The organism is Lysobacterales bacterium, assembly GCA_019634735.1.
GTDB lineage: Bacteria > Pseudomonadota > Gammaproteobacteria > Xanthomonadales > UBA2363 > Pseudofulvimonas.
Genome location: JAHCAT010000003.1, coordinates 70,010 through 93,689, shown reverse-complemented (window position 1 = coordinate 93,689; position 23,680 = coordinate 70,010). Strand labels below are relative to the sequence as shown.

The 23,680-nt window shown below is 70.7% G+C and carries 18 protein-coding genes and 1 pseudogene; 6 read left to right on the top strand and 13 right to left on the bottom strand.

The features are described 5' to 3' along the window. Positions 1-305: 305 nt before the first annotated feature. Positions 306-989, top strand: coding sequence for a phospholipid methyltransferase (locus KF823_04325; GenBank protein ID MBX3725123.1), 684 nt, complete (start codon positions 306-308; stop codon positions 987-989). Here the strand turns inward: KF823_04325 and KF823_04320 are convergent. Next, positions 928-1,788 carry an AraC family transcriptional regulator gene (locus KF823_04320; GenBank protein MBX3725122.1) on the bottom strand — a complete coding sequence of 287 codons (861 nt, stop codon included), beginning with the start codon at positions 1,786-1,788 and terminating at the stop codon, positions 928-930. The two genes, KF823_04325 and KF823_04320, sit on opposite strands and share 62 nt — an antisense overlap. Before the next feature lie 95 nt (positions 1,789-1,883). On the opposite strand from KF823_04320, the gene KF823_04315 reads away from it, so the two are divergent. The 4 genes and pseudogenes from KF823_04315 (at position 1,884) to KF823_04300 (ending at position 6,638) form a co-directional block, all read left to right on the top strand. Next, a complete protein-coding gene (locus KF823_04315) occupies positions 1,884-2,429 on the top strand; it encodes a carboxymuconolactone decarboxylase family protein (protein ID MBX3725121.1) in 546 nt (181 codons plus the stop codon). A 382-nt stretch (positions 2,430-2,811) separates the two neighbouring features. Continuing rightward, positions 2,812-3,285 (top strand): annotated as a pseudogene (locus tag KF823_04310) (redoxin domain-containing protein). Positions 3,286-3,562: 277 nt separating this feature from the next. Continuing rightward, positions 3,563-3,907, top strand: a complete 345-nt coding sequence (locus KF823_04305) for a PadR family transcriptional regulator (protein MBX3725120.1) — start codon at positions 3,563-3,565, stop codon at positions 3,905-3,907. Next, on the top strand, positions 3,900-6,638 hold the full coding sequence (locus KF823_04300; GenBank protein ID MBX3725119.1) for an ABC transporter permease: 2,739 nt from the start codon (positions 3,900-3,902) through the stop codon (positions 6,636-6,638). The genes KF823_04305 and KF823_04300 overlap by 8 nt, the downstream gene beginning before the upstream one ends. Before the next feature lie 324 nt (positions 6,639-6,962). On the opposite strand, the gene KF823_04295 is transcribed toward KF823_04300, so the two are convergent. The 6 genes from KF823_04295 to KF823_04270 form a co-directional block, all read right to left on the bottom strand. Next, positions 6,963-8,336 carry a hypothetical protein gene (locus KF823_04295; protein ID MBX3725118.1) on the bottom strand — a complete coding sequence of 458 codons (1,374 nt, stop codon included), beginning with the start codon at positions 8,334-8,336 and terminating at the stop codon, positions 6,963-6,965. Between the two features lie 22 nt (positions 8,337-8,358). Then, positions 8,359-10,743 (bottom strand): hypothetical protein, encoded by a 2,385-nt coding sequence (locus KF823_04290; GenBank protein ID MBX3725117.1) that lies wholly within the window; start codon positions 10,741-10,743, stop codon positions 8,359-8,361. A gap of 369 nt (positions 10,744-11,112) precedes the next feature. After that, a complete protein-coding gene (locus KF823_04285; GenBank protein MBX3725116.1) occupies positions 11,113-12,435 on the bottom strand; it encodes a hypothetical protein in 1,323 nt (440 codons plus the stop codon). Between the two features lie 530 nt (positions 12,436-12,965). Further along, entirely contained in the window at positions 12,966-15,770 is a 2,805-nt protein-coding gene (locus KF823_04280) for a protein kinase (protein MBX3725115.1), read from the bottom strand. Between the two features lie 87 nt (positions 15,771-15,857). Then, the gene (locus KF823_04275) at positions 15,858-17,036 is read right to left on the bottom strand and encodes a hypothetical protein (protein ID MBX3725114.1); all 1,179 of its coding nucleotides are present in this window, start codon (positions 17,034-17,036) and stop codon (positions 15,858-15,860) included. Positions 17,037-17,344: 308 nt separating this feature from the next. Further along, a complete protein-coding gene (locus KF823_04270; protein MBX3725113.1) occupies positions 17,345-17,914 on the bottom strand; it encodes a sigma-70 family RNA polymerase sigma factor in 570 nt (189 codons plus the stop codon). Between the two features lie 642 nt (positions 17,915-18,556). Here KF823_04270 and KF823_04265 point away from each other — a divergent pair. After that, on the top strand, positions 18,557-19,036 hold the full coding sequence (locus KF823_04265) for a hypothetical protein (protein ID MBX3725112.1): 480 nt from the start codon (positions 18,557-18,559) through the stop codon (positions 19,034-19,036). Between the two features lie 406 nt (positions 19,037-19,442). Here KF823_04265 and KF823_04260 read toward each other — a convergent pair whose 3' ends face one another. The 6 genes from KF823_04260 to KF823_04235 all read right to left on the bottom strand — a co-directional run bounded on the left by KF823_04260 (position 19,443) and on the right by KF823_04235 (position 23,368). Further along, positions 19,443-19,745 carry a HigA family addiction module antidote protein gene (locus tag KF823_04260; GenBank protein ID MBX3725111.1) on the bottom strand — a complete coding sequence of 101 codons (303 nt, stop codon included), beginning with the start codon at positions 19,743-19,745 and terminating at the stop codon, positions 19,443-19,445. Positions 19,746-19,756: 11 nt separating this feature from the next. After that, complete coding sequence (locus tag KF823_04255) at positions 19,757-20,056, bottom strand: type II toxin-antitoxin system RelE/ParE family toxin (GenBank protein MBX3725110.1); 300 nt, start codon at positions 20,054-20,056, stop codon at positions 19,757-19,759. Between the two features lie 560 nt (positions 20,057-20,616). Then, the gene (locus KF823_04250; GenBank protein MBX3725109.1) at positions 20,617-20,940 is read right to left on the bottom strand and encodes a DUF5056 domain-containing protein; all 324 of its coding nucleotides are present in this window, start codon (positions 20,938-20,940) and stop codon (positions 20,617-20,619) included. Then, the gene (locus tag KF823_04245) at positions 20,933-21,511 is read right to left on the bottom strand and encodes a sigma-70 family RNA polymerase sigma factor (protein ID MBX3725108.1); all 579 of its coding nucleotides are present in this window, start codon (positions 21,509-21,511) and stop codon (positions 20,933-20,935) included. Before KF823_04245 ends, KF823_04250 begins: the two co-directional genes overlap by 8 nt. After that, the gene (locus KF823_04240) at positions 21,498-21,866 is read right to left on the bottom strand and encodes a hypothetical protein (protein ID MBX3725107.1); all 369 of its coding nucleotides are present in this window, start codon (positions 21,864-21,866) and stop codon (positions 21,498-21,500) included. The genes KF823_04245 and KF823_04240 overlap by 14 nt, the downstream gene beginning before the upstream one ends. A gap of 14 nt (positions 21,867-21,880) precedes the next feature. Then, positions 21,881-23,368, bottom strand: a complete 1,488-nt coding sequence (locus tag KF823_04235) for a beta-lactamase family protein (GenBank protein MBX3725106.1) — start codon at positions 23,366-23,368, stop codon at positions 21,881-21,883. Positions 23,369-23,680 lie beyond the last annotated feature (312 nt).

Sequence of the window (23,680 nt, the reverse complement as noted above, 5' to 3'; positions counted from 1 at the left end):
CCACCCTAGCGCCCCCTCATAACGTCGGATTGTGCCGACGTACGATTCTTAATTCAATGCTTTTCGGTTTTACGCAGCAAATGAACACTACTGAACCCCGTCCCGTTGTGCGCGGGGCTGCGGTACGCGCTGGGGCAATGACTCTTGCGCACCGCCCCCGTCGTCGCGGGGGCTTCAAGCCTTGAGGAAGTCGCGCCATGAGCAACGGTAGTCCGGAACGGAAATCCGCGATTTGACCTCCGTATGATCCCCCCACCCCACCCTTCCGCCACCGCGCCCCTTCGGCGCCTGTGCGGAGCCCCCACGTGCACCACGACACTCCCGGCCCACCCGCCGACCTCCTCTCCTTCCTCCGCCACTGGCTCACCGCGCCGCGCACGGTCGGCGCGATCGCGCCGTCCAGCCGGGCGCTGGCGCGGGCGATGTGCGCGGCGGCGGGGCCGCTGGACGGGCCGGTGCTGGAACTGGGCGCCGGCACCGGTGTGTTCACGCGGGCGCTGGTCGAGGCCGGGGTGGACCCGGCGGCGCTGGTGCTGGTCGAGCGGCTGCCGGCGTTCGCGGCGCTGCTGCGGGCACGCTGGCCGCAGGCGCGGGTGATCGAGGGCGATGCCGGGGCGCTGACGGCGGACGCCCTGCCGGCGCCGCCGGCGGTGGTGCTGTCGGGGCTGCCGCTGCGGGCGATGCCGGCGGCGCAGGTGGAGCGCATCGTCGCGGCGGTGCTGGCCTGTTCGGCGCCGGCGCTGCGCCTGGTGCAGTTCACCTACGGGCTGCGCTGTCCGGTGGCGGCGCCGCTGCGCCGGCGGCTGGGGCTGCGGGCGCGGCGGGTGGCCTTCGTGGCCGGCAACCTGCCGCCGGCCTGGGTGTGGGCGCTGCAGCGGGAGGTTGAGCGCCAGGCGTCGGACGAGTCGGCGGTGCCGGCCGGCGGGATCAGCGTTGCGGCTGTGCCTGTCGAAGCCATGCCCGCGGCGACATCGCCATCCTCGCCGTGAACGCCCGCGACAGCGCCGCGGCGCTGCCGTAGCCGACCTCGTCGGCGACCAGGGCCAGGGGTCGGCCGCGCTGCAGGGCGGCGCAGGCCAGCTCGATGCGGTAGGCGGCCAGGTAGGCGGCCGGGGTCTGGCCGACGATGCGCGCGAACAGCTCGGCGAAGCGGCTGCGCGACATGCCGGCGGTACCGGCCAGGGCGGGCAGGTCCCAGTCGCGCTGCGGGGCGGCGTGCAGGGCGACCAGGGCGCGCGCCAGGCCGGGGTGGGCCAGGCCGGCGAAGGCGCCCTGGCCGATGACGCCGGCATCGAGCAGGCGGCGCAGCAGCATCACCACCACCACCTCGAACAGGCGGTCGACCACCAGGGCGCGGCCGCAGCGGGCGGCGAAGGCCTCCTCGAACAGGGTGTCCAGCAGGGTGCCGGCGGCGGGCAGCTGCGCCAGCGGCATCGCGACGAACGGCGGCAGGGCGCGCGCCAGCAGGTTGTCGGGGCCGTCGCCGAAGGCGATGTCGGCGCAGGCCATGTCGGCGCCGCGTTCGGGGTCGGTCTCGAAGCGGTGCGCGCAGGGGCGCGGGTAGAACAGCAGGCTGGGCTGGTCGACGGTCAGCGGCGGCTGGCCGGCGTGGCGCACCTGCACGGCGCCGGCGCGCACCAGGTGCAGCTGGCCGCTGGCGCCGTCGCCCGGGAAGTCGTGCAGGCCGCACAGGGCGCCGGCGTGGAACAGGCGCGCGGACAGGCGGAAGTGGCGCAGCAGGGCGTCCAGGCGGTCGGGCGGGGGTTCGGACGGATGGTCAACTTTCATGGACGAAAGCATACCTTTCTTCCGGACCGGGCCGGGAAGATGGCGGCACGCCCCGAGCGGCGTATCCCAACCTTCAGCAACCCAAGGAGTCCGTCATGTCCCAGGTTCCCCTGCTCACCGCCAGCACCGCCCCCGCCGACAGCCGCGCCACCCTGGCGCAGATCCAGGGCGCGTTCGGCACCGTGCCGGCGATGTTCGCCGCGGTCGCCAACTCCCCTGCCGCGCTGGCCTCGATGTGGGCCGGCTTCGGCGCCCTCGGCGCGGGCAGCCTGCCCGCGGTGCTGGGCGAGAAGCTGGCGGTGGCGATCGCCGACCGCAACCGCTGCAACTACTGCCTGGCCGCGCACACCGCCCTGGGCCGCAAGGCCGGCGCCAGCGCCGCCGAGATGGCGCGCGCCCAGGCCGGCGAGTCCGACGACCCGGCCACGGCGGCGGCCCTGGCCTTCGCGCTGGAGCTGGTCGAGCGGCGCGGCCAGGTCGACCCGGCGCGCATCGCCGCGCTGCGCGCCCAGGGCTTCGACGACGGCGCCATCGTCGAAGTGATCGCCCATGTCGCGCTGAACCTGTACACCAACTACGTCAACGTGGCGCTGGACGTGCCGGTGGATTTCCCGGCGGTGCCGCTTCGGCGGGTGGCGTGATGCGCGGGGGGGCCGTGGATCCGCGCGCGCTGGATGTGCCGGCCCTCTCCCCCGGCCCCTCCCCCGCAGGCGGGGAAGGGGAGAAGTGGGGTGCCGCGGCGCGGTCGGAACAGGAAGCTCGCCTTCTGCGGCGTGGCGATTCCGGTCGGGGGAGGATGGAGCCGCTGGGGCGGCCCTCTTCCCTGAAGACTCATCGCGCCGGCCCCTCCCCCGCAGGCGGGGGAGGGGAGAAGTGGGGTGCCGCGGCGCGGTCGGGACAGGGAGCGCCTTTTGTGCAGCGCGGGATTCCCGGTCGGGGGCTGGGATTCCGGCAGGCATCGGTCGTGCGAGGAAGAGGCGATGCGGGGCGCCCTGCCCTTCATCGGGTCAGGAGGAGATCGAGATGACTGGAACGGCAAGTGGCGAGCGGCTGCGGGAGTGGCTGGTCGCGACGTGGTTCAACACCGACGCGGCGCCCACGCTGGCCGGCCTGCGCGGCAAGGTGGTGGTGGTCGAGGCGTTCCAGATGCTGTGCCCGGGCTGCGTCAGCCATGGCCTGCCGCAGGTGCAGCGCGTGCGCGCGTCATTCGCGCCCGAACGGGTCGCGGTGATCGGCCTGCACAGCGTCTTCGAGCACCACGCGGCGATGACGCCGGTGGCGCTGGCCGCCTTCCTGCACGAGTACCGCATCGACTTCCCCGTGGCGGTCGACGCCCACGACGGCGACGATCCGCGCCCGGCGACCTTCCGCGCCTGGCAACTGGCCGGCACGCCCAGCCTGCTGGTGCTGGACGCCGAGGGCCGGCTGCGCCTGCGCGCCTTCGGCCAGGTCGACGACCTGCGCCTGGGGGCGCTGCTGGGCGGGTTGCTGGGCGAGACGGGGGCAGGCAGGCCAGGGCATGGCCGCCAGGAACCCGGTGGGGGCGCTGCGCCTGGCCCGGATGGCGACTGCGACGACCTGGCCTGTCCGATGCCGTCAAGCTGAACGCTTGGGGGCCCTGCGCCTTCGGGAACCCGTTTCAGGCCGCTTCGTGGACGGGAAAAATGTCCCTGACACCTTTGCCTCCAGACCGGCCCTTTCAGGCCCGTGCAGGCATGACCTCCGGCACATGCCGGTTGTGCACCTGCCAGTACCATAGGTGGCTATGGCAGATATGGACACCCGCACCCTCGACCGCGAGATGAAGAAGGGCTCGGCCGAGCTGATCATCCTGTCGATCGTCGAGGGCCGCGCCCGGCACGGCTATGAGATCAGCAAGCTGATCGAACAGCGTTCGGGCGGGCGGCTGGCGTTCCACATCGCCTCTCTGTATCCGCTGCTGTACCGGCTGGAAGAGCGCGGCTGGTTGCAGGGACGCTGGGTCGAAAAGCCGGGTGAGCGCCGGCGCCGCTTCTACACCTTGACCCCGCTAGGGGCCAAGGTCCTGGTCCGCCAGCGCGACACCTGGCGCAACTTCGTCGAGGCCATGGATTTGATCACCGGAGCCCACCATGCCTGACTGGAAACCCGTGTTGCGCAATCGGCTGGGCGGACTGGACCTGCGTGCGGAGCGTCTGGCCGACATGGTCGAGGAGCTCTCCCAACACCTCGACGCGCGCTTCGACGAACTGTGTGCCACCGGCCTGGATGCCGCCGAGGCCGAACACGCGGTGCGTCGTGAGGCCGAGGCGCTGGAGCTGCCCGAGCGTCTGAAAGGCCTGCGCCAGGCACGTCAGCTGCAGGCACCGGAGCCAGCGCCCGCACCGCGCGCCTGGTGGCGGGACGTCGTGCGTGATCTGCGCTACGCCGCCTACACCCTGCGCCGGCAACCGGGCTTTGCCGTCATCGCGATCCTGACCCTGGCCCTGGGCATCGGCGTCAATGCCGCGATCTTCGCCCTGGTCGATGCAACCGTGCTGCGACCGCTGCCCTTGCCCGAGCCCGAGCGTGTGCTGTTCGTGTCCGAACGAACCGACGTCGTACCGCGCAGCAACGTCTCGCCGGTCAACCTGCGCGACTGGAGCGAGCAGAGCCGGGGCTTCGCGGCCCTGGGCGGCTACACGCCCAACGTCAACAGCATGGTGATGACGCGCCCCGATGGCAGTGGCGAGAACGTCGCCCGGCAGTGGGTGACCGCCGGCATCTTCGACGCCATGGGGTTGCCGGCGCTGCGCGGCCGCGCATTCACCGCGGAGGACGACCGCCGCGGCGAGAACGTCCTGGTGCTCAGCGAGCGCTACTGGCGCAACCGCTTCGGCGCCGACCCTGGCGTCATCGGTCAGAGCCTCAGCCTGGATGGCGAGCCGTACACGGTCATTGGCGTGATGCCGCACTCGGCCGAACTGATCGGCCGCAGCGAAGTCTGGGCGCTGATGCCGATCGCAGCCATGCCCGACGGTGCCCGCAGAGCCTACTTCCTGCATGTCGTCGGCCTGCTCGCACCCGGTGTGACGATCGACGCGGCGCGCACCGATCTCGAAGCGATCGCGGGCCGTCTTGCCCGGCAGCACCCGGACAGCAATGCCGGCCGCGGCGTCCGCGTCGAGCCACTGCGTGCGCACCTGGTCGGCGGCGATCTGCGCCGCACGTCGATGCTGCTCCTGGCCGTCGTCGGTCTCGTGCTGCTGGTGTGCTGCGCGAACATCGCGAATCTGTTGCTGGCACGGGCCAGCGCCCGTACGCGCGAACTGGCGATTCGCACCGCACTCGGCGCCTCGCGCGGCCGGGTGATCCGGCAACTGCTGACCGAGAGCCTGCTGCTGGCCGTGCTGGGCGGTGCCCTTGGCCTGCTGATCGGCGCGGCGATCCTGGCCGTGGCGCCGGCGCTGCTGCCGCAAGGCCTGCTGCCGAACGCGGTGAGCTTGCAGATGGATCTGCGCCTGGCTGGTTTCTGCCTGTTCGCGGCCTTGGCCACCGGCGTGCTGTTCGGTCTTGCACCGGCGTGGCAGGCCGGCCATGTGGCACCGGCGCAGGCGATGGGCGGCAACGGCCGCGGACTGGTTTCCAGCGGCGGGCGGCTGCGCGGCGCCCTGGCCGTCGGTCAGGTGGCGATTGCGGTCGCGCTGCTGTTTGCCGGCGGCCTGTTGATGCGCTCGCTGAATGCGCTGGACAACGTTCAGCGCGGTTACGGTGCCGACAACGTGCTGACCGTGATGGTCGATCCACTCGGAAACCGCTATCCGACGCGCGCCGACCTGGTGCGCTTCTACGACGAGGTCGGCCGCGAGGTGCGCGACCTGCCGGGTGTGCGCAATGCCGCATGGGCGACGACCCTGCCGATGGGGGCGTCCAGTTTTGGCGACGCCTTCATCGCCGTCGAAGGTGCGGACGTTCCGGACCCGGACCGGCGTGCGATCAGCGACTACCAGATCGTCAGCGAAGACTACTTCGACACCGTCGAAGTGCCGATCCTGGCCGGCCGCGGCTTCGACGCGCACGACGATGCCGAAGCGCCGCCGGTGGCCGTGGTCAGCGAGGCCTTCGCGCGCCGGCACCTGCTGCCGCAGGCTGATGGGCAGGGCGGGGCGGCGCGCGATTTCAGCAGCGTCCTGGGCCGACGCATCGAGGTGCAGACCTCGGCAGCCGCCGACGCCCCGCGCGTGATTCGCGAAGTGATCGGTGTCGCCGGCCAGGTCAAGGCTCGACCGGACGAAGCCGAGGACTTCGTGCAGCTCTACGTACCGTTGGCGCAGCATCCGATCGGCGACATCTTCCTGCTGGTTCGCCCGCAGTCGGGCAAGGCCGGTTGGCTGGCGCAACCGGCGTTCGATGCCGTGCGTCGCATCGACACCGAGCAACTGGTCGGCCTTCGCGAGGTCAGCACGCTCGAACAGATCGCCCTCGATGCCACCGCTCGGCACCGCTTTCGTGCCGTCCTGGTCGGCAGCTTCGCCGCCCTGGTCCTGGTGCTGGCGATGATCGGCGTGTTCGGCGTGCTTGCCTACACCGTGCAGCAGCGGCGGCGGGAGTATGGGCTGCGCATGGCCCTGGGTGCACCGCCCTCGCAGGTGCTGCGTCTGGTCGGTCGCAGCGTCGCCCGCCTCCTGCTTGCCGGTGCCGCAATCGGTCTGCTGGTCGCTGTTGCGCTCGGTCGCGCCCTCGACAGCCTCCTGTTCAACGTCTCGGCGTTCGATCCTCTGACCTTCGCAGCCGTGGCCCTGCTGATCGTCGTCGCCGGCGCGCTTGCGACCCTGGCGCCGGCCTGGAAGGCCGTGCGCGTCGACCCGGCCGTGAGCCTGCGGGATAACTGATCCGTGCAAGCGCAAGCTTTCCCGTCGAGCAGACTCCTGAAAAACAGAGCCTCCGGCGATCGTCGAGGACCGCTACCGCATCGGAAGGACGGTCGGGGCGCCTCCCTGGCAACGGACAGGTCGCCGGGAAAAATGTCCCTGGCACCTTTTCATTCCCCTGGGAAAAATGTCCCTGGCACCTTTTTCTTTGGCACGTCTTGACCTGCAGGCCGACCGCGACGGTGCGTCGCTGAGATCGCCCCGCGGCTGCGGGCCAGGGGCCGCGCAGCCGCCGGGCCGGTTGCCGGCACGTGCGGTCGCCGGCGCTGGGGCCTTGCAGGCAACTCAGTCGCACCAGCCGTCGTCGTTGCTGTCGGTGCCGTTGGTGTTCAATTCCCATTCCATGCAGACCGGGTTCCGGTGCTGCTCGACGATCACCTCGCCGGTCTTGTCGTCGATGTACGAGGTGCTGCCGGCCCATCGCTTGCACACCAGGCAGCTCCAGGGCGGCATGTCCAATTCCAGGCGCTCGTCCGGGGTGAGCGGGGGAAAGGTCGGCCGCGCCGCGGGTCCGCCGACGCTGGTGACCAGGCGGCACACGGCCGTGGCGACGGATCCCGCAGCCTGCGATGCGAGCATGCCCGATGCGGTGATCATCGCAGCCCCGGCTGTCCCGCCAAGCCCGCCCACCATTGCGCCGAATCCCGCGCCGGCGACAGCGGCGCCGCCCATGCCGCCGACTGCACCCGGCGCACTCCCGACGACGCCGCCAGCCACGGCGCCCTCGCTGCCACCGACCACGCCGCCGATCATCGCGCCGGTGGCCACGGAACCGGCCAGGAACAGACCGGCGACCAGGGTCGTTGCGGCACTACCGACATGCGTCACGCTATTGCCCAGGGTGGCGCAGCCGTCGCCACCGCCACCGCCCTCGCTCGCGTTGGTCCCGCCCGAGAGCGGACCCTCGATGAGCCGGTTGGTGCGGTCCCGGATCTCGTATTCCCAATAGTGGCTGCTGCCAGCGAAGCGATGCCGTTGTTCGATGCGGAGGTGGCCATGCCAGCGGGCCGCCTCGCCGCCGCCGCGAGCGGACACCGCCGCATCCAGGTTCGCTGCCCGCGCGCCTGCACCGGGAGCGGTGGACGCACCGGGTCGCGATGCGATCGTCGCCGGGCCCGGTTGCCGCGCCAGGCGGGGATCGACCAGGGTCCGTACCGTGGCGTCGACCACCAGGTGCCAGTCCGCCGAACGCTGGTTGTTGCGGTGCAGCCGGGTCTCGATCCAGGTGTCGATCCGGTAGCCGCCCAGGCAGAAGCGTTCGGGCAGGTCGCCGCAGGCCAGGTCGGTGAGGAAGTACTCGTCGATCCGGTCGCCGACCTGGAACGCCAGGTAGAGGCAGGCCAGCGGGGCCGTAAGCCCGGATGTCGTCGCGCCGGGCTGGAGAAGCTCCGGTCTCCCGTCGGCGTTCATGCGGAACGTGCAGTCGCTCCACTGCGCCAGCGGCCGCTCGCCGGCGATGGCGTTGGCCAGCGCCTGGTTCATCCGCCTGCCGTCGAAGCGCAGCGGTCGCGCCGGCGCAGGGCTGCGCTCGGTCGGCTGCGCGGCGCGGGCGGGTGGCTCGGTGGCCACTGGCGCCCTGCCCTGCGCCGATGCCTGGCCGCCTCCGAACGTTGCGGCGGCCGCGAGGGCAAGAATCAGGTTCGCTCGGTTGTATCGCATGGCAATCAGCCTCCAGTTGCGTTCAGTTGTTTACCGGCTCGAAACCGTTAACGAACAGCCGGTCGTCCTCGGCGAACTGGAAGACCGCGTAGTTCCAGGCACCCTGGTCGCCGGCCCGCGCGAAGGCGCCGCCGACGTGCAGACGGCCGTCCTCGACCAGCATGGCGACCACGTTGGCCGAGGATCCGCCGCTGGTCTGCACGCCCCGGGCAGCGCCCTGCCCGACCGCCTGCCACCCGCTGCCGGTCCACAAGGCAAGCCTGTTGGCCCTGACCGCACCGGCGTCGACGAAACTGCCGCCCACCCACAGCCCATCGATCCCGGAGCGCAGCACGTGGCCCGTGCTGGACAGCGTGCCGGTGCCGTCGAAAGTGGGACTGGTCAGGCCGCCGCCGAGCTCGGCCCATGCCGAGCCGGTCCAGACGGCGATGCCACGGGCCTGGGTGCTGCCGGACGCGGAAAACGACCCGGCCGCGTACACCGTGCCCTGGTGTACCGCGAGGTCGCGCACGGCGCCGTTGAACCCCTCGCCATAGGTGAACCAGTTGCTGCCGCTCCACCGGGCGACGCGCTGCGCGGGCAGGCCGCCCGCCGTGGTGAAGGCGCCGCCGACCAGCAGTCCGTCCGGGGCCGGGCGCAGCGCCCACACCGAACCGCCGACGCCGTTGCCGCCGATGTCCAGCAGGGGTTCCCAGCCGCTGCCGTTCCAGCGCGCGATGTTGTTCGCCGCCACCGCGCCGACCCGGTCGAAGCTGCCACCCGCGTACAGCGAACCGCCATGACTGGCCAGGACCACCAGATCGGCCTGGCCGGCATGGTCGGGCTCGAACAGGCCACCCAGCTGTTGCCAGGTGCTGCCGTTCCAGCGCATGACCCGGGGTGCCACGTCGTACTCGCTGACCGCGGCGAAAAGCTGGCCACCATGGCTGACAAGATCGACCACCCAGCCGGGCAGCCCCTGGTCCATTGCCTGCCAGCCGTCGGCCGTGCGGCGGGCGACGCCTCGCGCGAACGTGCCGCCTGCACTGGTGAACACGCCGCTCGCGATCAGTTCGCCCTGGTGCAGGACCAGGCTGTAGACCGGTGCGCCCAGGCCAAGGCCGGACGACTGGGAGACGGCATGCCAGGACAGGCCGTCCCAGCGCGCCAGGTTGGTGACGACCAGGCCGTCGATGCGGTTGAAGCGGCCACCGAACAGCAACTGGTTGCCAACCGGTAGCAGCGAATAGCCCACGCCGCTGATCTCGCCGCTGTGCATGGCCAGCCATTGGCCGTTGTTCCAGCCCACGACCGCCCGCCTTGCGGTATCGGTCTGCGAGTAGAAAAGGCCGGCGACGTAGATCGTACTCCCGACCTGGGCCAGGTCGTGGACTGTCGTGAGCAAGACCGGCATCTCGGTGCCCCACAGCGGCGTCCAGGTGTCGGTCGTGCTGTTCCAACGCGCCAGGGCGTGGGCCGGCTGGCCACCGGCGTCGATCGCGAACCGGCCGCCCACCCACAGATCGGAGCCGACGATGTGCAGGGTGTAGACGGAGGCGCTGCCGGATATCGAAGGCAGGCCGGCGCTGCTGCCGACGGCGGACCAGACGCTGCCGTTCCAGCGCGCCAGGCGCGCTGCCGGCATGCCGCCCGCCGCGCTGAACGCCCCGCCGACGAACAGCAGGGACCCGGCCGCCTCGATCGCGCGGACCTCGTTGTCGGTGCCGGCGCCGAGTGCGTGCCACTGTCCGGCACTGAACCGGGCGATGTTGCTTGCGTCTATCGATCCGGCCTGGTCGAAATTGCCGCCGACATACAGGTCGCCCCCGACGCTGGCCAGCGCGTGCACCCATGGCGTGCCGCTGGCGCGCTGGACCCCGCCCGCCAGGCCCTGCCACTGGCTGCCCGTCCAACGCGCCAGGTTGTTGACCGGCACCTCGCCGGCGCGGTCGAACCGGCCGCCGACGACCAGCTGCCCCTGGTGCACGGCCAGCGCACGGACCGGCCCGTTGACGCCCGCGCCGAGCGCCGAGAACTGCTGGGTGACCGGATCGAAGGCGAAGATGTTTCCGGACACCACCTCGTCGCAATGGTCCAGGGTGCCGGCGACGTAGACGGTGCCGCCGGCGTCCCTGGCCAGCGCATACACGTTGTCGAAGGCGCAGCCCCGATGCGCGTGGTACCCGGGCAGCCACTGCCCGTCGATCTCCTCGTCGCCGCGGCCGAAGCGCAGGGCCTGCCCGGGGTCGGAGACGAGGGTCCAGCCCGCCAGGTCGATCGGGCCCTCGTGGTCGACGTCTCGGCTTAGGTAGCCGTGCTCGTCGAGCAGCGCCGCCAGGGGCAGCGCTCGATCCGCTTCGGCAAGGACGGAAGTCTGGCCCGCACAAAGCAGGATCGCGGCCAGGACGGCGAGGGATGAACGTGGCATCGGTTGCTCCAGTGCTTGGACTGTCGATCTGGAATACGCAGCGACGAGCCGCGATCCCCTCTCCGTCGGACCTGCTTGGCGTCGTGTCTCAGCTCAGGATCGGGGACCAAGGGCCATGACCCGGTGTTCGGTAAGCGGAGCGTGCTGTGCTCCCCTCTCCCTGTGGGAGAGGGGCCGGGGGAGAGGGCCGGCACTTGCCATGATCTGCATCGTCGCCGGCCCAGCAGCGTGCGCTGGCCCGGGCGGCCATCTGCCCGCCCTCCCCCACAGGCGGCGGCGCGGACAAGTGCGGCGCCGTCGCACTGGCGAAAAACCGACTGGCAGCGGGCTGAAACCCGACGCCGATCAGATCCCTCCGGGAGAGCTGAGCTACGGCACCGGGCAGCCCGTCGGCGCGGGTGGCTCGACATGCACCTCGAAGTCGTCGCCGGCCAGCCAGTCGCTGGCCATCATCAGGCGCCACGCCGTCCACATGACCGGCAGTCCGTTCGCCAGGGTCGGCTGACAGGCATCCACCGCGATCGACTGGTGCGCCGAACACCCGGGGCCGGGCTGGATGTCGGTCGCAAAAAGCCGGCCTCCGTCGCCCTCTGCAAGGCCGTGCCCGACCAGTTCGAACCGGCTGCGGTCGCCCATCCGCCAGAGCGCGGACACGGCCGGACTGGACAGCCACGCATCCTCGCAGCGATGCACCAGCATGAACTGCCGCGATCCCGGCACCGCCCTGGTTTCCACTCCGCCATCGCCGATGCCATCGCCGTCGATGTCGCGGCCCTGGTGCGCCCAGGGCGCCGGCACCGGGATCATGCAGATGCCGCCACCGGCAGGCGGCACCGCGCAGTCCGGCTCGGCAAGACTGCAGCACCGCAGGGAACTGCACTCCTCATGCACGGTGCAGGCCTGGGCGCTGTAAGGGTCGAGCTCGACCGTGGCGACGGCATCGGCGGCCTTGGAGAAGTACACGGCCCGGGCCAGCGGCTGATCGCGGGCGAGGACGCCGGTCATGCCGCCCCCCTGGGAAAAACCGGACACGGCGATCATCGGCCAGTTCGGATCGCCATCGGCATCCAGGTAGGCCTGCCAGCCGCCACCAGGGTCGCTTGCGTGCAGCCATTGCAACAAGGCGCGCAGCCGGTGCACGACCGACTCGCTTGCCACCATCACGAAGTCGTCGGTCAGGTCCACGCCATAGAGCAGCTCGGCACGGATTTCGCCAGCGCAGGCGGGTGATCGTGGGCCAAGGCCTGGACAGAAGCAGCGGTCGGCGACGCTGCGCCGGTTCGGGTAGGCGAGGCTGATGAACCGGTAGCCCAGGCTGGCCGCCGCGGTGCCGATGTTCTGGCTGTTGCCGGGATTGCCGCTGACCACACCGGTCCCGGTGCCGCCCAGATGCAGCCAGAGCTGCGGACGGGTGACCTGGTCCGGCACGATGACCATGTGCAGCTTCTGGGGCACCGCGCGAACGGCCGGATCCGTGCACTCCGCGGCAATGCGGACCTGGGTCGCGCCGACGCCGAAACGCTGGGTCTGCGCAACCTGCGGCACGCAGTCCTGGTAGGGCATCTCGTCGCCCTCGTAGACCGAGGTGGCAGGACACCCGACCCCCGCCAGTGCCGGGCCGGCAACCAGGCAGGCCAGCAGGCAGGCCAGCAGGATTCGTCGTTGAGCCGGAATCGGCGCGGTGTGGTTCATGGGCGTGGATTCCTTGAGCGGGCGACGGAACGGACAGGGGCGTCCTCCGGCCGAGATCTGCGCGACGCGACGCGCGTCCCCACTGGGGAATACGCACCGGACAACAGCGGACCCCGCATGCCGGTGCCGGTCGCGGCCCTGGCGGACCGCCGGCATGCGGACCCTGCGACCGTGCCTGGCTGCGCCACCGGGCGAAAGCGCAATCGCCTGCGGGCTCGGCGACCTGCACAGTCGATCCTTCCCCGGCCGCCGGGAACCCTGGCTGGAGCGCGCCGCATGAACCGCCGGGCGCTGCGCGAACCGGATGCGCCCGACCACGACGCCAGACAGCGGTGCCTGCGGACGGCCACCGCAGCCATCGGGTCCTCACCGTGCGCCCATGGCCTGTGAAGACGCGCGCGTCTCGCGCACGTGTTGTTGCGCGGGTCCGACCGACGCCGGGATTCGCTCAACGGGGTCGATCACCCGGATGCCGAAGCCGGCGCCGGCCAGCCTTGACCGGCTTTCGGGCCTGAAGATTCCGCAGGCGCTCAGTGCATGCCCTGACGTTGTCGCAACCGGCGCTCGAGAGGGGGCCACTGCGGACTGGAACGCAGTGGCCGCAGCGCGGGCGCATCGAGCATCCAGGCGTACCAGCCCGGCTGGGCGATCGCCTCCTCGAGCGCGGCGAAAGCCACCTCGGCATCGCCTTGCAGGGCCCACCACTGCGCCTGCAGCACCAGCTCGTCGGTTCGATGCCGCCAGCAGGGGCGATCCGGCGCGCAGGTCACCTGGGGCAAGTCTGCCCGTACGCCCTCGTCGCTGACCGCCTGGCGCTCGACCAGGGCGGCCAGCAGCGCCAGCACCGGCGCGTCTTCTTCGCGCTCGCCACTGAGTGCCCGCGCTTCGGCCACCAGCCCGGCGGCCTGCCCCGTCCGTCCCAGGGCCAGGGCGAGCTCGGCGTTCCGGGCCAACAGGCGGGGCAACTGCTCGGTGGACTGGGCGTCGCCGGCCGCACGCACGATCCGCGCGGAACGATCCAGGTAGGCGTAAGCCTGCTCGAGGTCGCCCTCGGCCCAGGCGGCATTGCCCAGCCACCGATACACCCGACCCGCCTCCAGGCTGTCCACGCCATGCTGCGCGCTGGCGTCCTGCAGGGCTTGTGTCAGGTGCGCGCGGCCCGCCACCACCTGGCCGGCGCGGACCAGGAAGCCGCCCAGGTTGAGGCGATGCAGGGCCGCCACCGGATGCCCCGGCGGCAGGCTTCGCTCGTTGATGGCGACGGCCCGACCGATCTCCTCGATGGCCTCGACCAGGTCGCCCTGGCGGGCTGCGTACAGGCCCAGGTTGTTGTGCCAGACCGCGCGTCGGGGATCGGCCTCGGGCAGGTGTCCGGCAGCCAGTTCCAGCGCCTGCCGCGTCGCCTGGGCGGCGGCGACCGGGTCGCCCCGGGCATTGTGCGAGGTGGCCAGGTTGCCGAGCAGGGCGCTCATCCGGCGCGTCCAGTCCAGGTCGAAAGCGTCCGCGTCGGGGCGAAGCGCGAGCATGATCGCGTGCGCCTGCCGGTAGGCCTCGGCGGACTCGTCCAGACGCCGGGTACGACCCAGCAGGATGCCCAGCTCGTTCAGCACGGTGGCCTCGACCAGCCGGTGCTCCGGCGGGCCGTCGTGCAGCTCGTCCAGGGCGGTGCGGTAAAGCGCCTCGGCCTGGTCGAACTCGCGGCGGTCGCGCAGCAGTGCCGCAAGGCTGCTGGCCAGCTCGGCGCGACGGCGGACGTCGGCGGCGGGTCCCTCGCTTCGCAGCCCGAAGGCGCGCACCAGCAGAGGCTCGGCGCGATCGGCCCGACCCAGCACGCGATAGACATCGCCGAGGTTGGCCAGCAGGTCGGCCTGGATGCCCGGCTCACCGCGTAGGGCGTCGATGCGTTCCTCGCCGCGGGCGAGCAGTTCGCCTGCGGTCAGGTCGAGGCCCGGATTCAGGCGCGGATCGGAGGACTGGAACAGTTCGACCAGGAAGGCGGCCGAGGTCTGCGCGCTGCGCTGCGCGGTCCGGGCATGCTCGGCGGCGACGATCGCACGGGCCTCCGACTTGCGCGCCTGCACCAGGCCGAGCGTCGCCACGATGCCGCTGACGACCAGGCCGACCGCGACCACCGTGCCGGCGATCACCGGCAGCCGATGGCGACGGACGAACTTGCCGGCGCGGTAGCGAAGACTGGGCGGCTGCGCCAGGACCGGCTCGTTGCCGAGGTAGCGGCGCAGGTCGTCGGCCAGGGCGGAGACCGTACCGTAGCGTTGCTCGCGATCCTTGGCCAGCGCCTTTAGCAGCACGGAGTCGATATCGCCGCGCAGCCGGTGCCGCCAGCGCTGGGTCGACGCGTCGCCGCCGGCAACGCTGCTCGGCCTGGGCGGCTCGACTTCGCGGATCGCCCGGCACATGGCCTGGAAGCCCATGCTGCGGAGCTCGCCGCTGCTGAACGGCAAGGCGCCGACCAGCAGCTCGTACATCACCAGTCCCAAGGCATAGACGTCGGACCGGGTATCGACATCCAGCTCGCCCAGCGAGGCCTGCTCCGGACTCATGTACTCCGGCGTGCCCAGCAGTTCGCCGAACGAGGTGGCGAACGACCGGCCATCGTCGGCCAGTTCGACCGGCCGGGCGATGCCGAAGTCGATGACCTTGGGCTGCGCCAGCCCGCCCTCGGCCACCACGAGAATGTTCGAGGGCTTCAGGTCGCGGTGGATCAATCCCTTGCGGTGCGCATGCTGGACCGCCTCGCAGACCGGCAGGAGCAGGCGGATGCGCTGCTCGAGGTCCAGTGCGTGCCGCTGCGCCCAGCGCGTGATCGGCTCGCCATCGATGAATTCCATGGCCAGCCAGGGCCGGCCATCGTCGAGCGTTCCGGCGTCGTACACGCGTGCGACGTTGGGGTGGTCGAGCAGCGCCAGGGCCTGGCGTTCTGCGCGGAAGCGCGAGCGGACCTGCTCGCCGCCCAGGCCTTGCCTGACCAGCTTGAGGGCGACCTGGCGCCTGACCGGCTGTTCCTGTTCGGCCAGGTAGACCTGCCCCATGCCGCCCTCGCCAAGCAGGCGGATCAGGCGGTACGGACCGATCTGCCCCGGCGCCTTGGCCTGCGATGGGGGGGCCAGCGTGCCGGCCATGGCGGCCAGCTCGTCCAGGGCCCGTTCGTTGGCCTGGGTCCGGCCACTGGCCTTCAGCAGCGGTGCCAGTTCGGCGTGCACCTCGGGGTCGCTGATGGCAAGCGCTTCCAGTCGCTTCCGGCGCGCGTCCTCGCCAAGCCCCAGGAGCTCGTGATACAGCTGCTCGACGCGCTGGAAGCGCTCGCGATCGCTCATCCAACCGCTCCGGGCCCTGCCGACGACAAGGCCCCTGCCGCCGGCGGCCTTCCCAGGCGCGCCGGCACGAACACGGAGGAAGCGCGATCAGCCCTCGAAGCCATGGCGGAAGATCGCTTCGCCGAGCCGTATGCCGATGAAGCCGGACGAGCCGGCCACGATCAGGGTGCCATCGGGCTCGATCACGCAACGACTGACGGTGGAGCTCACGCCAGGCGGCGTGATGTTGCTGAAGGTCTGACCGCCATCGACGGAAAGCACGACCAGGCCGCTTCCGGCACCGAGCGGCTGGCGTTCGCCGACCACGACCACGTTCTGTCCGCGCATGCACACTCCCCTGGCCCAGGTGCCGGCGCCACCGCTGCCCACGATATCTGGCAGATCGCGAACGAACCAGCTGTTGTTGTAAGGGTTGCCGACGCTGATATAGATCTTGCCGATGTTGGCGTCCTGGTCGACGCCGACCGCAACCAGGCGCGATGCATTGGTGGCGACCCCCCACATCTCGCCAGTCCAGCCGGTCGTCGGCAAGTGCATGACCGACCATTCGTAGGGCTGGGCGCCCGGCAGTGTCGGCGGCAGGAACACGCGCGGCGGCTCGGCGATCGTGCTGCCAACGCCGAAGAACTGGTCGTTGCGCACCATCAGGTCGAGGATCTGGAAGAGCGGGCCGCCGGGCACGGTCCAGGACGACGCCGACGGGCCGGTCGAGGCATTCGGTCGATACAGCAGGTCGGCGCTGTTCAGCGCCTCGGCGATGGCGCGACCGTCGGAGAGTTCGCGGTAGCCGCCGACATGGAACAGCCGGCCGACCTGGCTGGCGCCCTCGAGCACCACGCTGGCGGCGATCGGGGTCGCCGCGGTGTCCAGGCGCAGCACCATGTTCCAGGTGGTCGACTCGAACCCGGCGACGTAGAGCGCGCCGTCATGCCCCCGCGAGATCGAGCTCACCCGGAACTGCTGGCTGAGCAGGCTGGCCGGCGCGACCGTCACCCGCGACCAGGCGTGGCCGCCGTCCTGGCTTGAGTAGAGCCCGTAACCGGCGGCTGCGGTACCGCAACCCACCCACAGACGGCCGTCGTCATCCCGATGCAGGGCGTCGGTGCGGTTGCCGCCGGGACAGGTGTGGTTGCGGATGACCCACGTGCCCGAGCGCATCGGCGGATCGTCGGCCTGCTGGCCATCGCCGGCAGCCTCGACGGAAGCCGCGCAGGCCTGGGGCATGAGGACCAGCGCGACGACAAGGGCGGTCAGGGATCGTGACATGGTGAATCTCCCGTTCTTCTGTTGGCCGGGCAGCCACCGTGGCCCGCGGCGCCAACCGCCGATCACTGCGCTCCTGCGCGTGCTCGACGTTCTCGCCGACGGTGCCGCGGATCGCCCGGGCTGGACGGCAGTCGCACCGCTGCGCGATCGCCGTTACCAGACGGATACGGATTCGCGACCGCAAAGCCCTTCAGGGTCCTGCCGTGGGAGGCGCAACGCAGGGCAGGTTCGGGCGGCAGGCGCTGGCGCAAACGGATCGGTCCGTCGGTCGCCGGCGGGAAGACGAGGATTGGAGCCGGGCGTGGACCTCAGCCGCCCTGGTCTCGCAGCAGGCGAGCCATCAGCCAGCGACGGGCGAAGCCCCAGTCGCGCTCGGCAGTCGCCAATGAGATGCCCAGCAACTCGGCGATCTCGGGCATGGTCGCACCCCAGAACACCCGAAGCCGGACCAGGTCGGCCTTTCGCGCATCCAGCGTCTCGAGCTCGTCCAGGATCTCCGGGACCTGTTCGACATCGATGGTGGACTCCTCGGCCGCGACCGACAGGCTCACCCGGGCCTGGTCGCCGCCGCGCTTGTTGGCGTTGCAGCGTCGCTGGTAGTCAATCAGGGCGCGAGCGATGATCTGGGTCGCGTAGGCGAAGAAGTGCCTGCGGTTCTCGAAGTTGCGCGGCGAGTCGAGCAGCTTGAGCAGGGCGTCATGGGCGAGCATCCCCGGCTCCAGCGTCAGCAGCGCGCCGTCGCCCTGGTAGGGTGCCAGCTCGCGTGCCGCGATCCGCTCCAGTCGCCGGACGACCGCGTTGGCCAGCGGCGCGTCGGCGTCATGGTCGCCCTCTGCCACCCGCGCAAGCAGCAGGGTGATCTGCGCGCCCTCATCCATTGCAGCCGACTCCGACATCGATGCCCCCCCGCTGCTGCCTGGCACACAGGCTGCTGAACTTTGGTCGGCGCTCCCGCAGCGCCGCGCAAGCGGCCGTTGGTTGCACCCGGGGTCGGACAGTACCGCACCCAAAGCGGTTGCAACACACCTGCGCGTCAGCATTGCATGGCAGACCGGAACCCGGACGCGCGGGAGGCCCCGACGCAGACCGGCCGCACAGACATCAGGCTGACGGCAAGGTTAGCCGAGAACCGGCGCCACCAAGCAGGATGCCCCCCGAAGAAGAGCCAAGGGAACAACTGCAAGGAAGCTGCGCAACCACGGGGCGCGGCCGCGCCAGACTCGCGGGCACGGAACCGGACCTGGACAACCGTTCCGGGAGGTTCGCCCCGGCATCCTTTCCGCGGCAAAACCTATGCTGCCATCAGGGAGTTGTCCCCGGCACTTTCTTCCTGGCACCTGCACCTACCGACCCCCTGCCCTGAATTTGCCACGAACTTGCCTGCGTTTCGGCAGGACGGTGTGCAACAACGCGCTTCGTGCACGTGCCTGGAAGTCTCTACAGCGGGCGAGGTGTGGCGTGATGGAGGGCGTGCTCGACTGTCAGAGTTCGCCTGCGATGCCAAAGAGGAGTCCTCAGCAGTGTCCCTGGAAACCCGAAAACACCTTCTGGTCCTGCTCTCGGTGCTGATCGTGGCGCCCACCAGCGTGGCGGTCCTGCTCTGGGCTGGCCTGTACCTGCTCGTCGGTCTTCACTTGCGCGAACTGCCGTTCCCGCTGCTGAGCCTGGCGTTCGTGGTGGCGGCTGCGGCGCTGACCGCCTACTGGGTTCTGCTGCTGGACCTGTGCCATGCGCGGCGCGATCCGCTGCCGGATCGGCCGGCGATCTGGCACGTGATGCTTGGGCTCGGTGTCGTGCTGGCGTGCGTGCCTTTTTTCCTCGGACTACTGGTCGTGATCGGCGCCTGCGAGCCGGCCGCTGCGGACACCAAGGTCTCCAGCCACCTGCTGCTGACCGGCCCGCCCGTGCTGCTGCCCCTGGCCTGGCTGCTGCGGCTGCGCACCGAGCATGCGCGGCACTTCCCCTCAGCTGCCCGCCCGCCAACGACCCCCGGCGCCTAGCCAAGGGATGCCATGGCGAAAAGGTGTCAGGGACAATTTTTCACGGTGCTCGGACGGCCACTGCGAAGGTGCCGCTTGCCACGTCGATGCGGAAGCGGCCGCGGACAGCCGCCCCCGGGGGAACTGCCCCCGCCACCTGGTCGCGCCCGAACAATTCGTCCCTGGCACCTTTCCGCCCGGGCACCTTTTCGCCCGAGAACTGATACCACCTGGCCTGGGCATTTCATGAGACTGCTACTTCGGCCGCCGATCTTCGCGCCGTAGCCGGGTAATCCCCGCAACCCAGCGCTGGCGGACACTCACGATTCCGCTTGCTGTTGCACCACGGCCTGGGACGCCACCCCGGAGCTACCCACACGATTCCTCGATGAACCCAATTTTCCGGATCCAGCGCCCCCCGCACCGGTCAGGCCGCATGGTCAACCGGCCAGGGCCGGATGCCAGCGAGCACATCTGCGAGGGCGTCCTTCGCCAAGGCGGCATCGAAGTCGGCCTGCAGGCCAATCCAGAAGCCCTCCGACATGCCAAAGAAGCGCGACAGACGCAGGCCGGTATCGGCCGTGACTGCGCGCTTGCCCGCAACGATCTCTCCGATCCGCCGCTGCGGCACGCCGATCTCCTTGGCCAGACGGTACTGCGTGATGCCCATCGGCTTGAGGAACTCTTCAAGCAGGATCTCGCCGGGATGTGGATAGGGGACGCAACGCATGCGAGTGTTCCTCAGTGATAGTCGACTATCTCGACCGCAACGGCACCAGCCTGCGACCAGACGAAGCAAACCCGCCACTGATCGTTGATCCTGATGCTGTGCTGCCCTTGCCTGTCGCCCCGGAGTGCCTCCAGTCGATTGCCTGGCGGAACCCGGAGATCGGAAAGCGCTGCAGCCCGGTTCAGCATCGCCAGCTTGCGCATCGCCACCGCCTCGATGGCACCAAAGCGCCGCACCCGTACGCCACCGAACAGGGCTTCAGTGTCCTTGCATCGAAAGGATCGGATGGCCCCGGAAAATACTATCGCCAGGCGTTACTATCGTCAAGCAACCCTATGCGGACAGCAAAGCAGCTTGGCGCTGTGTCAGCGCCAATCGTGCCCTACATTCTTTCGCCACCCATTTTTTGGACACCTTTGCGATGGCGACGCGCCCAGGCAGAGCTGTGGCGTCGGCGAGGGCTTGCGTGAGCCCACAGGACGCAGCAAATTGCTGCCGAGCGTGCTCGCGACCGTGACCAGCTGGCGGGTACCCGGCCACCGCCTGGCCTGGATGCCTCATGACGACGCGTAGCGAGGCCGTCGGAACCTCGTCGTGCGAGAAGGCGAAAAGGTGTCGGGGACAATTTTTACGATGATCGGACAGCCACTGCGAAGGTGCCGCTTGCCACGTCGATGCGGACGCGGCCGCGGACAGCCGCCCCCCGGGGGAAACTCTACCCGGCACCTGTTCCCGTCCGAGTAGATTGTCCCTGGCACCTTTTTCGAATTGGTTCCCGCCCGAGGAAAATGTCCCTGGCACCTTTTCCCTGGCACTTTTTCCAATTGTCCCTGACACCTTTTTGTGCTCTGGGTGGGGCCAAGGCCGGGGCCTAGGCCTCGTCCAGCGCCCAGGCGCAGCCGAGCATCGAGACCACGAGCAGCAGCATGCCGGTGCCGACGGTGACCGGACCGACGTCGCCGGCCAGCCACTCGCGGGCGATGTCCTGCCAGGCCTGGGCGGGCAGTACGGCCAGCCAGGCCAGCAGGCCGCCGGCCAGGGCCGCGCCCGGCAGCAGCCAGGGTCGCTGGCGGCGACGCGGCGGCAGGGCGCGCATCACCCGGGTCGAGAAGCCGTCGTCCGCCACCTCGCCCTTGAAGCCCTTGCGCAGCAGGTCGTCCAGCGTGCGGTCGGTGAGTTCGTCCGGTTCATTCATCGTTGCTGTCTCCCGGCGCCCAGTCCCTGAGCAGCGTGCGCAGCCTGGCCTTGCCCCGCGCCACGTGCGTCTTCACGGTGCCCAGCGGCATGTCCAGCACCTCGGCGGCTTCTTCGTGGGTGAAATCCAGTTGCACGCAGTACAGCAGCGCCGCGCGCTGGTTGGCGGACAGACAGCGCAGGGCGGCCTCCAGGTCGAGCCCGGCCTCGGGGCCGCCGCGGTCGGCGGCCGGGGGCTCGTCCCCGTCCAGCCCGATCGACTGCCCTGCCCGCCCTGCCCGGCTGCGCAGGTGCTGCAGGAAACGGGCATGGGCGATGCGGTGCAGCCAGGTGGCGAACTGCGAGTCGCCGCGGAACTGCGCCAGCTTGCGCCAGGCCAGCACGAAGCTGTCCTGCGCGAGATCGTCGGCCAGCGCCGGATCGTCGCCCAGCAGGCGGCGCAGTTGCGCGCGCACACGGCCCTGGTGCCGGCGCACCAGGGCCTCGAACGCGCGCGCGCCGTCGTCCTGCAGGGCCCTGGCGACCAGGGCGCGGTCGATGCGCGCCTGCGCATCGCGGTCATCCGTGGCCACGACCGCGCCGGGTCAGGTACCAGTTGCCGAGGTAGCCCAGGCCCAGCGCGACCGGCAGGATGCCCAGGCCCCACAGCTCGGCCAGGCGGTGGCCGGCGTGGTAGTCGAGCGGCAGCGCCAGCAGGGTGAGGCTCAGTCCGAGGCCCCCGGCGAGCAGGACCAGGGCACGGCGGCGGTCGCACTGCTGCGGCGCCGCCTCGCCGGGCAAGGTCGTCGGCAGCGGCACGCCGGCCTCGGCCAGCTGCAGCAGCAGGCGATAGCGCATCTCGGCGCGGCTGCGCCGATGGCGCAGCACCATGGCGGTGATCAGGATCGGCGGCAGGACCAGCGCCAGCGGGATGAAGAAGGTTTCCATGAGGCCTGCTCCGTTCAGGGGTTGTCGGGTCCGAACAGCGCGGCCTCGACCTGGGCCTGCAGCCATTCGCTGATCGCCTCGGCGCCCTGGTCCTGGTTGGCCAGGACCACGATCGCCAGACCGTCGTCGGGATAATGCATGAATGCCGCGGATATGCCCGACGCGCCGCCGTTGTGGCCAATGAATCGCCGTCCGGGCCGGCCGCCGACGCTGAACAGGTAGCCGTAGCCCATGGGTCCGGTCTGGACATGGGGCTGCCAGAGTGTTTCCAGCTTCTCGCGCGGCAGCAGGCGGCCGTCCGCCAACGCCTTCGAGAACCCGTGCAGGTCGCGGGCGGAGGCATAGCCGCCACCGGCCGCCGAGCCGCGCAGGCTGAGCCCATCGCGGTGGTCGCGCCAGCTGCCATCCTCGGCGCGCGCGTAGCCCACCGCGAAGCTTGCGTCGGCATCGTCGCGCCGGTAGTGGTCGGCGTGCTTCATGCCGGCGGGCGTGTAGATGTGTTCGCGGATGTACTGGTAGTAGTCGCTGCCGCTCAGTGCCTCGATCACCAGGCCCAGGACGACCGGCCCGCCATTGCTGTATTCCAGGCCCTGGCCGGGCTCGAACAGCAGCGGCTGATCGATGAAGGTGTCCAGGAAGGCCTGCTGGCTGTCCAGGGCAGGCAGGCGCGCGTCGTGGGCTTCGTTCCAGTAGGAGCCGACGCCGGAGGTGTGGGTGAGCAGCTGGTGCAGGGTCACCGTGTCGCGGACCGTCGCGTTCGGGAAGTCCGGCAGGTGGCGGCCGACGGTGTCCTGCCAGTCCAGCTTGCCGGACTCCTGCAACTGGGCGATGGCGATGCCGGTGAACATCTTGTTGATCGAGCCCAGGTTGATCGGCGTATCCAGGGTGTTGGCGCGGCCGGTCGCGCGGTCCGCCAGGCCGACCGCGCGTTCGAAGATCACCTCTTCGCCGCGGGCCACCAGCACCGCGCCCGAGAAGCGGCCGGCGGCGGCCTCGGCGGTCAGCCGCGCGTCGATCACACCGGGCAACTCCGACGGGCCGACCGCCTCGACCTTGGGCGGCAGCGGCCGCAGGGAAAAGCGCTCGATCTGCGGCGGATCGGTGTCGGTCAGTGCCAGCGTCAGCGCCACGCGGCGGCCGCTGGCCAGGGTGTAGTGCAGCTCGCCGGCCAGGGCCTGGTCCTCGCCAGCCCGCTCGGGGGGCGGCAGGGTGGCAAGTTCCGGCGCCAGCGACTCGGCCAGCATGGCGAAGGTCTCCAGCAGCTTGTCGTCGCCGTTGCGCGCGCGGATGCCTGCACTGAAGTGGCGTTCCAGCAGGGCCGGACGCGCCGGTGCATCGGCGGCCACGGTTTGCCAGAAGACGGAGGCCTGGGCCAGCACCGCATCCGGATTGCCGCCTTCGGCGGCGTCGGCACCGGGGGCGCCGGTGGCGTTCGCCAGGCTTCCGGCCAGCGCCAGGGCGAGCGCGATCAGGCCGCCCCGGGTTCGTGTTCTCGCATGCATCCTGCAACTCCTGTCTTGCGCTGGCGGATCGCAGCGCTTCGGGGGCTTGGATGCGGGCAGGTGGGCGTTTGGATTCAGCGCCGCGGTGGCGATGACCGGTGCCGCGTCGTGCCGGGGTCCTTGCCGCAAGCTTGCTGGCCGCGCGCTGGCCGGGGCGGCCCTCTCCCCCGCCCCTCCCCCGCAGGCGGGGGAGGGGAGAAGTGCGGTGCCGCGGCTAGCTCGGCAACCTCGGGACTCGGGACTCGGGACTCGGGACTCGGGACTCGGGACTCGGGACTCGGACTCGGACTCGGACTCGGACTGGGACTCGGA